Genomic DNA, 13117 nt, shown 5'->3' on the forward strand with positions numbered 1-13117 from the left:
ATTAAATGAATATTCTCAGCTTAGAATTAAGCCACATTAGGACCCTTCTTTATTGCCTTACGCATAATACCAATCATAGCGATAAGCATAATTGTAAATAAGACAAGGAAGATAAAGAATGTGATTTGTACTGAGCTAACATCTAATTTAGAAATAGCAGCATTAACAGGCATCATGTCTTGGATAGCCCATGGTTGACGACCAACCTCAGCAACAACCCAACCTGCTTGTCCAGCAATATAACCCAACGGAACTGTAAGAACAGCAACCCAATTAAACCACTTCTTATTGGTAATAGATTTCTTTTTAATAAAGAACCAAGTTAAAGCAAAGAATAGAATAAAGTATCCACCTAAGATAACCATGATTCTGAATGCATAGAAGTTGATTGTAACGTTGGGAACAAGCTCATATTTATCTTTAATATAGCCATAGCCAAAGTATTGTTCATTTGCTCGCAAATCTTTAAGAGCAAGCTGTGCTGTTGTATCATCGTTATTCTTTTTAGCCAAACGATACTTGGCTAGTGAAGTAACAGCTATTTTACCTCTACGCATCTTTTCTTCTGCTGAAAGAGCTATAGAACCATCTTCAAGTTCATAACCACCTTCAATAATATTTGTAATACCCGGTACATAAGCATTTAAATCTCTTTTAGCTAAGAAAGAAAGCAGTCCTGGTATTTTTATATCGAATAAGAATGGATCTTTTCCATCGTCATAACGCTCTTTGCTAGGATTTAGAATACCAATAGCAATAAGTCCTGCATCAGTAGAACCTTCATAATGAGCTTCAATCGCAGCTAATTTCATTGGTTGAGTTTTTGCTACTTGATAACCCGAAGAGTCTCCTGTAAAAGCAACAAGCAAAGAAGCAACTAGACCAAAAATAGCACCAATTTTCATACTTTGGATAGCAAATTCACGGTGTCTATTTTTCAATAAATACCAAGCACTTACTCCAACAACAAAAACAGCACCTAATACCCAACCAGATAATACCGAGTGGAAGAACTTAACTACAGCCATTGGCGAAGTCGCAATGCCGATAAAATCAACCATTTCATTTCTTACTGTGTCAGGATTAAATTCCATACCAATAGGATGTTGCATCCAACCATTAGCTACTAAAATCCACCAAGCAGAAATTGTAGCACCAATACCTGTCAACCAAGTTGAAGCCAAGTGAAATTTCTTACTCACCTTGTCCCAACCAAAGAACATCACAGCTATAAAAGTTGCCTCCATAAAGAAAGCTAAGATTCCTTCAATGGCAAGTGGAGCACCAAAAATATCTCCTACAAACCATGAATAATTACTCCAGTTAGTTCCAAATTGGAACTCAAGAATTAACCCAGTAGCTACTCCAATAGCGAAGTTGATTCCGAAAATCTTCATCCAAAATTTGGCTGTGTTTTTCCAGAACTCATTTCCTGTCTTGTAGTAGATTGTTTCCATTATTGCCATAACTACGGCCAGACCTAGTGTCAATGGGACAAAGATCCAATGGTACATAGCAGTTAAGGCGAACTGTGCTCTCGACCAATCAATAAGAGCAGTGTCAATACTTGCAATCATATGTTTTTATGTTTTAAATGTAAATTTTATGTTTATAAATTATTCTGCTACTCGATCAATAAGCTCTCCAGCGACAATCTCTGTTTTGGGAGCCTTAGAAGGGTGGTCATTTAAGAATCTTGGAAAAAAGAAAGGTTTAAGAATGCAAAACATTATGATCAATTTTAGTAAGATAATTGTCCATAAAACTTTCCCTAAAGTCATAGCCTTAAAACCATCAATATAGAATTTCCAAACTTTTACGATAGAATCTTTCATAGTTGATATAAATTACTCATTTTACTACCTAACAAAACTATTAATATTATTTAATAATAACAAAACAAAGACTAAGAAAACGCTCAAAGATATGTCTTTTTAATAATAATATATGCCTTCTTTATATAAAAGAAGGTTTAATAACAATATTAAGACAACAACTACTCCGCAGATAGCATAAAATCTGGGATATAGTTACAAAAAAAGCCAAGCTAAACGCTTGGCTTTTTTTGTAAACAGTGTACTTTTCTATAATTTGCTTGCAGCAGCTGAATCCAGAAATATCTCAACAGGAGAAGCATGGTGAGCTATATAAGCTGCAGGACCAACATCACCCGAAGAATACATATCTGCTACAACATCTGCCTTACCTTGACCAGTAATCAAGAATACAACTAGATCGGCACTTATTATGGTCTGTCCCGTCATTGCAATACGCTTCTGGCCGTTGTATGGATTAAAACAACCCACAAATGGCTTTGCAGACTTAAGTAACTCTTCTTGACCAGGGAATATAGATGAAGTATGTCCATCATCGCCTGCTCCGAGGAAAACAACATCAAAAACAGGAAATCCGTCTCTCTCAGGCAATTGCTTTGAAGCAAGAGCAGAATATCTCTCAGCCTCAACGTTAGGATTATCTTCGCCTTTAATTCGATAAACTTGATCCTCAGACAAGGGTACTCTATCTAGCAAAAGTTTTTTTGTCATACCATAATTGCTGTCAGAGTGTTCTGGTGGAACACAACGCTCGTCAACCCAATAAATAAATAAACGTTTCCAATCAGTTTTGTCAATATACTCATTTGCCCATATGTCAAACATCAACGCAGGAGTACTACCTCCACTCAAGGCTACGTGATATGCTTTATTGGTGTCCTCAGACATCAAAGCCAACAAGCGCTCAATAAGAGCGGTTGCTGTTTCAGTAGCCGAATTATACTTCATCAGTTTCATAGTTCACAATATTGATCTGTATTTGTTAAATTCTTACAGGGATTGGTCCACGATGCATTATCTATATTCATAAGATCTTCGCTTTCACGAGGACCCCATGTACCTGCTGGATAACCATAAAGTGGGAACTTAGGAGTTTCATCAAAATGCTTAATCACAGGATCAAAGTACTTCCAAGAAGACTCTACAGCATCACTGCGCGTGAATAGTGTTTGATCTCCAAGTATACAATCTTCAATCAGACGTGAATAGGCATCTCCTACTTTAGTACCACCTAAGCGGTCGTAAGTAAAATCCATTTCGACCTGCTTAATATTAAAGCCTGAGCCTGGAACTTTCATTCCAAATTTAAGCACAGTACCCTCATTAGGCTGAATCCTTAGAATCAACTTATTAGCCGTAGGACAAGCTCCCTCAGTGCATTGGAACATCTGGTTTGGTGTAGGTTTAAAGTGAACCACGATTTCAGTAACCTTGGTTGGCATCTGTTTACCTGTTCTTATATAGAAAGGTACTCCACTCCATCTCCAGTTGCCAAACCCTATTTTCATAGCGATATAAGTTTCGGTACGCGAATCAGCTGCAACGCCTTTTTCTTCACGATAGCCTTTTTTGTCACCATTGGCTACGTATTGTCCACGGACTACATGATCATCAAACTCATTATCTTTAAGAGGAATAAGCGAATCGTACACCTTAACCACTTCATTACGGAAGCTATCTGCATCAAATATAGCAGGAGGTTCCATAGCAGTAAGTGCAACCAATTGAATCAAGTGGTTCTGAACCATATCTCTCAATGCTCCAGTACCATCATAAAACCCTCCACGGTTCTCAATTCCAAGGTTTTCGACTGCGGTAATTTCGACATAGTCGATATAATTTCTATTCCAAAGCGGCTCAAAAATTCCATTGGCAAAGCGGAAAGCTAAAATATTCTGAGCTGTCTCTTTTCCTAAGAAGTGATCAATTCTATAGATTTGATCTTCACGAAAAGCAGCACGATAGATTTCGTTAAGCTCTTGTGCCGACTCCAGATTATAGCCAAAAGGTTTCTCAACAATAATACGAGCATTCTTTACATTGAGCCCAGTTTCTTTAAGATTAACTGGGATTTGAGAGTAAAGTGACGGTGGAGTAGCTAAATAAAACAATAGATTATCGAGTTCTTTAGATCCTGCCAAATCTTGAAGACGTGCTTTTAAGTTTTCATAATGTGAAAGTGCACCCTCACCCATCTCCATTGACTCATAATGCAAATGTGTTACAAATTCATCCATAAGTGCAGCATCTTGCTCCTCTGCAGGAATGAATTTTTCAAGCTCTTGACGAATATAAGCCTGAAAAGTCTCATCTGTATATGCTGTTCGAGACACACCCATCACACGATAATCTCCTTTTATACGATTTTCTCTGTGTAAAGAGTATAGAGCTGGCATGAGCTTTCTTTTAGTTAGATCGCCAGAAGCTCCAAAAATAACCATCACTAATGGATGACTTTCAACAATAGCTTTTCTCATCTTAATTAAACGTTATAAGTCCCAGATTTAGTATCACCACCATATCCAGTCCAGTTTTCATGAAAAAACTCACCACGAGGTTTATCGATACGCTCAAAAGTATGTGCACCAAAATAGTCACGCTGAGCTTGGATCATATTGGCTGGTAGTGAACCTGAGGTTAGTGAAAAGAAATAATTTAATGCAGAAGAAAAAGCTGGAACTGGCATTCCTTCTTTAAGAACATGCGCCACTAAATGTCTCCAACCAAAGAGGCTTTCTTTGATTTCAGAACTAAAATAAGGTGCAAATAAAAGGTGACGAGGTTTATCTTTAGCCTCAAAAGCTTCAGCAATATAATTAAGGAATCCACTTCTAATAATACAGCCACCTCTCCAAAGACGAGCAATTGAAGCTAGATTTAAATCCCAATTAAACTCTTCTGATGCTTTTTGTAAGACATCAAAACCTTGTGCATAAGACACAAGCTTTGAAGCATAAAGTGCAGACTCAACATCCTTAAGCATATCTGCCTTATTATATAAACCTTGCTCTTTATCGTGACCAAATATCTTTTCGGCTTCAAGGCGAATTTCTTTATTGCTTGACAAGCTTCTTTCAAAAACAGCTGATGCGATTAAACCCAATGGCATACCTAGCTCCATGGCATTAATTACTGACCATTTACCAGTACCTTTTTGGCCCGCAGTGTCAAGAATTTTATCAATCAGGTAATCACCTTCTTTATCTTTAAATTTTAAGATATTTGCAGTGATTTCAATCAAGTAGCTATTTAATCTGCCACCGTTCCATTGCGTAAAAACATCAGATAATTCATCGTTTGAAAGACCTAACACTTGTTTTAGTACCCAGTACGATTCAGCAATAAGCTGCATATCACCATACTCAATACCGTTATGAATCATTTTAACAAAGTGGCCAGAACCACCAGGACCTACCCAATCGCAGCAAGGTGCACCATCGTCCGCTTTGGCTGCAATACTTTGCAAAATAGGTTTAACCTCATCCCATGCAGAAAGTGATCCACCAGGCATAATCGAAGCACCATTTAAAGCGCCTTCCTCACCACCCGACACACCAGCACCAACAAATCTAAACCCTTTAGACTCGGCATAGGCAACACGGCGATCAGTATCTTCGAAATTAGAGTTACCACCGTCAATTATAATATCACCCGGAGCAAGATGTGGTATTAGTTGATCCATTAATTCGTCAACAGGGCTTCCTGCTCTGACCATCAACATAATTTTTCGAGGGGTTTGAATAGACTCTACAAACTGAGCAATATCAGTCAAGCCTTGGAAGTTCTTACCCTTTCCACGGCCTTCCATAAAACGAGTTACAGCATTTGTCTGAGCACCTGGATGAACTCTATTATAAACTGATACATTCCATCCTCTGCTTTCCATGTTTAAAGCTAGGTTTTCACCCATAACGGCTAAACCAATTAGCCCAATATCCGATTTCTTTTGCATAATATTTTATCTATGTCTTAACTGTTTATTTTATTTTTTAGCTCGAAAATTATTTCTAAACTACTATATTCAAACGAATCTAGCAGTCTAATTGTTCGTTAAAGTTACCTAATGAAAGCTGTCAACCAAAAGGATTAAAATACTTACTGTAAGTAAATGAATACCCCTATAAGCCAAACTTTATATGCAAAATAGGTTATTATTTTTTACATTCTGAGTTAACAAAAGGTAAAACAGATGTTAGTAAATTAAGATAAACCATCACTAATCCAACGCAAGCAGTTGTAAATGTTGTTACTAGACCAGGCAACATAAAAGAGCGATTAAGTACATATTTTCCGATCTTAATGGTACCTGTTCGATCAAAGTTTATCGTAGCAACTAATTTGGGGATGTTTTGAAATAAAAACAGAAAATGATTTAATATATATGGAGATAGTAATTCATTTAGAACCGATTTAGCTGAATATACAGCTCTTAGCCTAATAAACTTCAAACTCCTTAAAAAATTATCAACTATTTAGAAACATATACAAACTAAAAGTGTTTAATTTGTATATAGTTAACTATTATTACTCTTGGTTAAATCATTTAAGCACCTTATATTTATACATCTGTCATGAATTTTCAAGTTTTTAAGCTAGATCTTTGTAATAGAGTATAAAAAGCACTAATTTTAAATTTATTTATTAATCTCATGAGTTATGGCAAACAAAGAAACACGCATCGAATCCGATTTAATTGGTTTTAAAGAAGTTCCTGAAAATGTATTGTACGGAATTCAAACCCTACGAGGGATAGAAAACTTTCCTATCAGCAATTTCAAACTAAGCCAATACCCTCTTTTCATCAAAGCACTCGCGATAATAAAGAAGGGAGCAGCAATTGCTAATCATCAGTTAGAACTTCTGAACGACAACCTTTTCCATGCAATAACGCAAGCTTGCGATGAGATTATCGCTGGAAAACATCATGAGTTTTTTCCCATTGACATGATCCAAGGCGGAGCTGGCACCACAGCTAACATGAATGTCAATGAAGTTATAGCCAACCGAGCACTCGAAATCATGGGTTACAAAAGAGGGCAATACGAATATTGCTCACCCAACGACCATGTAAATCGCTCACAATCTACTAACGACGCCTATCCTTCGGCTATTCACATTGGCCTATACTATACTCATCTTGAGCTAATTCAACACCTAAAATCCTTAGTTGATTCGTTCCGTAAGAAAGCCGAAGAGTTCAAAGACATCATAAAAATGGGCCGCACGCAAATGCAAGATGCAGTACCAATGACACTTGGACAAACCTTTAACGGATTTGCGAACATCCTAAATTATGAAATTAAGAACCTTAACTATGCTGCTGACGAATTTTTAATCGTAAACATGGGCTCAACAGCTATAGGTACAGGTATATGTTCTGAACCTGAGTATTCCGCTAAATGTGTTGAAGCACTGAGCCAAATAACAGGGCTTGAAATACGCTTGGCCGAAGACCTTGTAGCAGCTACCTCTGACACAACGAGTATGGTTGGTTACTCGCAAGCGATGAAACGTGTTGCTATTAAAATCAACAAAATTTGTGATGACCTACGTTTACTCTCTTCAGGACCACGTTGTGGATTTGGCGAAATCAACCTCCCTGCAGTTCAACCTGGATCTTCAATTATGCCAGGCAAAATAAACCCCGTTATTGCTGAAGTAGCCAATCAGATAGCCTATAAAGTTATAGGAAATGATGTTTGTGTTACAATGGCTGGTCAAGCAGCTCAAATGGAACTCAACGCAATGGAGCCTATTATGGCACAATGCTGTTTTGAGTCGGCCAACTTGCTAATCAAAGGTTTTGATGTATTACGTACACGTTGCATTGATGGCATTACTGCCAATGCTGAGCACTGTAAAGATCAGGTACATAACAGCGTCGGTATTATCACAGCCCTAAACCCTATTATCGGCTATAAGAACTCAACAGTAATAGCTAAAGAGGCAGCCGAAACAGGACAAAGCGTTTGTGACTTAGTATTAAAGTATGATATCTTGTCAAAAGAAGATTTAGAAACTATTCTTAAACCTGAGAATATGATTAAACCCGTAAAACTTAGCATTAAGGCTAAAAGACAATTGTAAGATTTTATAATATCCCACAAATTCTAAATAATAAAGGAGAGCCAACGCTCTCCTTTATTATTTAGAATAGTTAACGACATTGACTTCAGACATAGAGTTAAATTTATCGTGCTAAGGGATAGAAAACTAAACTAGTAATCATTCAGATTCGTAGATAAAATTGTATATTTGCAGATAACCAATGAATAAATAATTAGAACACGAAGATATGATAGCTAAAATAGAACAGCTTCTTAAAGAGGTTGAATCACTTAAAGCTTCAACAACAGAAGAGATTGAAGCTTTACGTATTAAATATTTAAGCAAAAAAGGTGAGGTTTCTCAGCTCATGAAAGAGTTAAGAGATGTCCCTAACGAGCTAAAAAAAGAGGTAGGTATGAAACTCAATGAGCTTAAAGATATGGCTCAAGAAAAAATAGCTATTCTTAAAGCTCAAAATGAGACTAGTGACAGCTCTGCTGACGGACTAGACTTAACTCGTACATCTTATCCCATTGCTTTGGGAACAAGACATCCGATAACTCTTGTTAAAAATGAAATTATCGAGATCTTTTCCAACTTAGGCTTCAGCATTGCTGAGGGTCCTGAAATAGAAGACGATTGGCATGTATTCTCAGCGTTAAACTTTGCTGCTGATCATCCTGCTAGAGATATGCAAGACACCTTCTTTATCGAGTCCAAACCAGACATTGTTCTTCGTACTCATACTTCATCGGTTCAAACACGTGTTATGGATAACTCAAAGCCACCAATCCGTATCATCTGCCCAGGTAGAGTATACAGAAATGAAGCCATCAGCTACCGTGCTCACTGTTTCTTCCACCAACTTGAAGCTCTTTATATTGATAAAGATGTTTCTTTTGCCGATTTGAAACAGGTTTTACTCCACTTTGCACAACAAATGTTTGGCGAAGACACTAAAATCAGATTACGCCCATCATACTTCCCATTTACTGAACCTAGTGCCGAAATGGATATTAGCTGTAATATCTGTGGCGGTAAAGGATGTCCTTTCTGCAAGAATACTGGTTGGGTTGAAATCTTAGGTTGTGGAATGGTTGACCCTAATGTTTTAGAGTCAAATGGTATCGATAGCAATGTTTATAGTGGCTACGCACTCGGTATGGGTATTGAACGTATAACAAACCTCAAATATCAGGTTAGTGACTTACGTCTATTCTCTGAAAACGACACCCGCTTCTTAAAAGAATTTGAATCTGCTCACTAAGAACAGCTCCATATCATATAATTTGAATAGGCCGTATTAGCTCAGCTAATACGGCCTATTTTAATATCTTATTTCAACTTATAAATGATTAATCAAGCTTTAATCTTGAAATCAGATCATCACCCAACCTTGTTTTGACTTCAATATGCTCTAAGACAGTCTTAACAAAGTCATTTTCCACAAAGACACCTCGCACACACTCAAAATCAATCTTCTGGGTATAGCGATTACCATCAAGGCCAAAACTAATGCGAGAGGATAGTGAAAACTCTTTTTTGGCATCCTCATAAACCATCTCATCCAAAGCTATTACTGCTTTAAGCCACTCCTGTGTTATTCGCTTTACATCAGATGCGGTAATGGTATCTAAACTAACATTATAGTAAAGCTCAATCTTTGACCAAGCCCAAGTCCATTCATAAGTATAATATGATTCATGCAAAGTTCTAAAATAACCATGAATAGATTGCGTTGTTTTAAGCTGCTCGCGCTCAATGAGCGAAATAAGCTCAGTAATTGCCGACTGGGGTGCAATCAATCCAGACAAATCTCTCCAATCACCTAGCCCAATATTCGTATCGGGTACTAAACAAGATCTAATTTCGGCGTCGTTATTACAGGAACAATTACTTAAGCGAGAGAGTAACGAGTTGCCAAGAAACTTTTTGATCGCCAAATTATAGAGTGAAATAGCACGTTGCAATGCTTTTGACGTTATAGAACATCCCTGATAAGCATATATTGATGAGGTTTCTCCACAAGTATTTTTCAAATCTTCGAGCACTTCTATACCCTTAAACATTTTTTCAATAGTATAAGGACTCAGAAGATTGAAGTTTATGAAATCTAGTTTATCAGGATCAGCCCTTAAATCTCTCTTAGGAAACTTCTTTGCATCTCGAATTGTACCTACACTTTTCAAGTTGACCGCAGGAACAAGAATCGTGGTGTTGTCTTTCTCAATCAAATAGGAGAATGGTAAATTGGAAGTATCCGCATTGCTCGTGTGACGGCCCATAATGAGGGAATAAGCACCAATACGAGCTGGCCAAAGAATATAAGAGTTACTTGTTGTCTTTCCTCCACGCTCTACAATACCTTGATGAATAGCACCCAATTTATACATGTGATTGCTCTGGTTCGAACCCGAACCTGCATTCATAAATGAGAACATCCCTGCAATAAGGAGTGTCGATTTATGATGAGTTACCGTATAAGGGCCTGCAAAGATAGAGGAAGCCTCGCCATTTTCTCCTTGGCAATTGCTAAAGAATAGCGAGTCGGTAGCAGAATATGTATGTCCTAAACGACAAGCTTGACCGATAAAGCAGCGATTAAGCATTACACCATCAGTAATACGAACTCCTGATGAAATAATAAAATTATTGGCCACTACACTATACCCAATATGCACGGGTGCAGTAGCATTACTGTTAATACTGCCCTCCTCTAATAACTTCGTTCCCTCAAGGGTAGTATTATCACCAATCTTGACATTCTTAATAGCCCCAGCATTTAGTATAGTCACATTATTGCCAATAAAACCTCTATCTGAAGAGATTGTAGAACAATAGTTCTCTATTATTTTAAGAAGCTGAACAAGGAGTTTTGGACGATGCCTATAAAACGTAAGAATATAAGCAAAATGAGCATTTAAATGATCATAAATTGGGATCTCTCTCCCGCCCTGCTCATTCATTACGGCTACTTTTTGCCCATTACCAAAACTAGATATGCCTTGAACATAAATCATATCTACATTTTGAATATAAGTATGATCACCGATATCGTAGTTGGCGATATAATTATTTACTCCATCAATAAACACACCATTACCAATGCTGCAATTATGTAAACGAGCATTGCGAAGAGCTGAATTCTGATAAACTCCGCCTGGCTGCACAAAAGAGCCCGAGAGTTTTCCTATTCGAATATCTCCAGAAAAGCTAACATTTAATACATGAGATGCATCAAATTCAGAATCAACCTCAATTAAATTCCACCCCGATGAGGTGCAACCCTGACTGATTAATTGATCTATTTCTGAAGACTGAAGTTTACGATAGCCCATTTAATGTATTAGTTTAATAAAAAATCAGGTTAATTAATTCAAATTTAAGCATTTCATTAAACATCAGGCATAAATAAATGATTTTAATTTATCCACAAGAAGGAGAAAATACGAATGAACTTATTTTAGGTTAAACCAAAGTGCATAAAAGAATGAGAAACATTTTTTAATTGCAAGCAAGTTTTTAAAGTCGTACTTTTACCCACTTCAAAAACAAAACAAGTAAAAATGACACAAAACAAACAAAAAAGAAAACCATCTCTACTGGGTGGGACAATGATTATTGCAGGTACTTTAATTGGAGGAGGTATGGTCGCCATACCCATCGCAACAGCAGGCCTATGGTATTATCGCTCTTTATTTGTTTTGATTTATTCATGCTTTTGTATGATTTGTTCTGGACTAATGTTGGTAGAAGCCAATCTACACTATCCACTAGGTGCTAGCTTTGACACCATGGTCAAAGACCTACTCGGTAAGAAATGGAATATTATTACAGGAGTTACCATTTCGTTTGTACTCTACACCCTTGTTTATGCCTACATCACCTTGGGTGGAGGAATCACTAATAATATATTAGATACCATAACTGGCACTGAAACCAATTTCCAACCCCTCGGAGGCTTGATTTTCTGTTTAGTATTAGCACTCTGCGTCTGGATATCAACTAAAGCGATTGATAGAGCTTCAGTGGTTTTAATCATCGCTATGGTAATCAGTTTTATAGCGATGATTACGGGGTTAATGGAGCATATCAATTTTGACTTTTTGGCAAATATATCGGCTCAACTGCCAGCCACTGAGGGTGAAGCTAACTATTGGCCCTATTTTTTCTTTGCTCTACCCGTATGTTTGACCTCTTTTTGCTTTCACGGTACGGCACCTAGTATGGTTATGTACTATCAGAAAGACAGCAAACTAATTCAAAAAAGTATAATTTGGGGATCTGCAATAGCATTTGTAGTCTATTCACTTTGGCTAACTGCCGTACAAGGCAATTTGCCCCGTGAAGCATTCATTAAAATTAATCAAGCAGATGACAATGTAATGGCTATGATTGCTGAATTAAGCCGATATGTATCGATCAAATTACTACATCAGCTAATCAACTTCTTCACTTATGTGGCTATTATAAGCTCTTTCCTTGGAGCATCTCTCGGGCTATTCGACTATATCGCCGACCTACTGTCAATCAAAAACACACGTATTGGTAGATTTAAAACAGCTTGTATTACGTTCCTTCCTCCACTAGTTGCATCTTTCTTATTCCCATTCGGATTTGTTACTGCAATTAGTTATGTGGGATTTGCAGCTGCTATTTGGTCGATTATTGTACCAGCCCTTATGGTATTGAAATCTAGAAAAATATTTCCTGATGCACCCTACCGTGTGTTTGGAGGAAAGTTCTTAGTCTATTTTATCCTACTATTTGCAGTGATCACACTTGCCTCTCAACTTATTACACAGTTTGGCATCGTCCAACCTTTCAAGTAAGGAAAATAATCACATATACAATATCAAAAGGCTCAGCGTTGACTGAGCCTTTTTTATCACCTACTCGCACCAAGCATGCGAGCTACTGCCTTGAGGTAAACCACCTACTCGTTTTTATATGCTTAACACTTAGCTACAAATACCAAGTAGGCAAGAATAAAAATCAATTGAGCATAGATAAACAAAAATCGGTGCATCACCCCAATTTTAGGTAGACACCCTCTCATAAAGTGTGTAAGTTAAAATGATGGGCTTGGGTAACAACTTTACCTGAGCCGTTGTTTTATAATAAAAAACTTAGACATGTATGAAAACAGAAGATTTAATCCCCGATGAGTTCTTTAAACAGTTCAAAACAGGTGAAGAACTAAACAACTTCCTTAAGTCCATTCAAAAGCGAGG

At 37.2% G+C, this 13117-nt stretch carries 9 protein-coding genes; 3 read left to right on the top strand and 6 right to left on the bottom strand.

Annotated elements, in window-relative coordinates:
• Positions 1-26 precede the first annotated feature (26 nt).
• The 5 genes from B091_RS0109020 to gnd all read right to left on the bottom strand — a co-directional run bounded on the left by B091_RS0109020 (position 27) and on the right by gnd (position 5787).
• Positions 27-1577, bottom strand: coding sequence for a cytochrome ubiquinol oxidase subunit I (locus B091_RS0109020; RefSeq protein WP_018109680.1), 1551 nt, complete (start codon positions 1575-1577; stop codon positions 27-29).
• A 39-nt stretch (positions 1578-1616) separates the two neighbouring features.
• Positions 1617-1835: a DUF4492 domain-containing protein gene (locus B091_RS0109025; protein ID WP_018109681.1), complete on the bottom strand. Its 219-nt coding sequence runs from the start codon at positions 1833-1835 to the stop codon at positions 1617-1619.
• A gap of 249 nt (positions 1836-2084) precedes the next feature.
• Positions 2085-2792 carry a 6-phosphogluconolactonase gene (gene pgl, locus B091_RS0109030; protein WP_018109682.1) on the bottom strand — a complete coding sequence of 236 codons (708 nt, stop codon included), beginning with the start codon at positions 2790-2792 and terminating at the stop codon, positions 2085-2087.
• The gene (zwf, locus tag B091_RS0109035; RefSeq protein ID WP_025069606.1) at positions 2789-4276 is read right to left on the bottom strand and encodes a glucose-6-phosphate dehydrogenase; all 1488 of its coding nucleotides are present in this window, start codon (positions 4274-4276) and stop codon (positions 2789-2791) included. Before zwf ends, pgl begins: the two co-directional genes overlap by 4 nt.
• 41 nt (positions 4277-4317) lie before the next feature.
• The gene (gnd, locus tag B091_RS0109040) at positions 4318-5787 is read right to left on the bottom strand and encodes a decarboxylating NADP(+)-dependent phosphogluconate dehydrogenase (RefSeq protein WP_018109684.1); all 1470 of its coding nucleotides are present in this window, start codon (positions 5785-5787) and stop codon (positions 4318-4320) included.
• A 704-nt stretch (positions 5788-6491) separates the two neighbouring features.
• Between gnd and B091_RS0109045 the strand changes: the two genes are divergently transcribed.
• Together B091_RS0109045 and pheS are read left to right on the top strand one after the other, a co-directional pair.
• Entirely contained in the window at positions 6492-7922 is a 1431-nt protein-coding gene (locus tag B091_RS0109045) for an aspartate ammonia-lyase (protein ID WP_018109685.1), read from the top strand.
• 208 nt (positions 7923-8130) lie between these two features.
• A complete protein-coding gene (pheS, locus tag B091_RS0109050) occupies positions 8131-9150 on the top strand; it encodes a phenylalanine--tRNA ligase subunit alpha (RefSeq protein ID WP_018109686.1) in 1020 nt (339 codons plus the stop codon).
• Between the two features lie 88 nt (positions 9151-9238).
• Here the strand turns inward: pheS and B091_RS0109055 are convergent, their stop codons facing one another.
• Complete coding sequence (locus B091_RS0109055; protein WP_018109687.1) at positions 9239-11221, bottom strand: DUF4954 family protein; 1983 nt, start codon at positions 11219-11221, stop codon at positions 9239-9241.
• Between the two features lie 228 nt (positions 11222-11449).
• Here B091_RS0109055 and B091_RS0109060 point away from each other — a divergent pair, with 228 nt between their 5' ends.
• Positions 11450-12715 (top strand): aromatic amino acid transporter, encoded by a 1266-nt coding sequence (locus tag B091_RS0109060; protein ID WP_018109688.1) that lies wholly within the window; start codon positions 11450-11452, stop codon positions 12713-12715.
• The last annotated feature ends 402 nt before the right edge of the window (positions 12716-13117 follow it).

Source organism: Bacteroides propionicifaciens DSM 19291 = JCM 14649 (assembly GCF_000375405.1).
GTDB lineage: Bacteria > Bacteroidota > Bacteroidia > Bacteroidales > Bacteroidaceae > Bacteroides_E > Bacteroides_E propionicifaciens.

What these genes read in the sequence shown, in the direction of transcription:
- B091_RS0109020 (WP_018109680.1), bottom strand. Translation starts at nt 1,577, where the DNA reads ATGATTGCAAGTATTGACACTGCTCTTATTGATTGGTCGAGAGCACAG.
- B091_RS0109025 (WP_018109681.1), bottom strand. Translation starts at nt 1,835, where the DNA reads ATGAAAGATTCTATCGTAAAAGTTTGGAAATTCTATATTGATGGTTTT.
- pgl (WP_018109682.1), bottom strand. Translation starts at nt 2,792, where the DNA reads ATGAAACTGATGAAGTATAATTCGGCTACTGAAACAGCAACCGCTCTT.
- zwf (WP_025069606.1), bottom strand. Translation starts at nt 4,276, where the DNA reads ATGGTTATTTTTGGAGCTTCTGGCGATCTAACTAAAAGAAAGCTCATG.
- gnd (WP_018109684.1), bottom strand. Translation starts at nt 5,787, where the DNA reads ATGCAAAAGAAATCGGATATTGGGCTAATTGGTTTAGCCGTTATGGGT.
- B091_RS0109045 (WP_018109685.1), top strand. Translation starts at nt 6,492, where the DNA reads ATGGCAAACAAAGAAACACGCATCGAATCCGATTTAATTGGTTTTAAA.
- pheS (WP_018109686.1), top strand. Translation starts at nt 8,131, where the DNA reads ATGATAGCTAAAATAGAACAGCTTCTTAAAGAGGTTGAATCACTTAAA.
- B091_RS0109055 (WP_018109687.1), bottom strand. Translation starts at nt 11,221, where the DNA reads ATGGGCTATCGTAAACTTCAGTCTTCAGAAATAGATCAATTAATCAGT.
- B091_RS0109060 (WP_018109688.1), top strand. Translation starts at nt 11,450, where the DNA reads ATGACACAAAACAAACAAAAAAGAAAACCATCTCTACTGGGTGGGACA.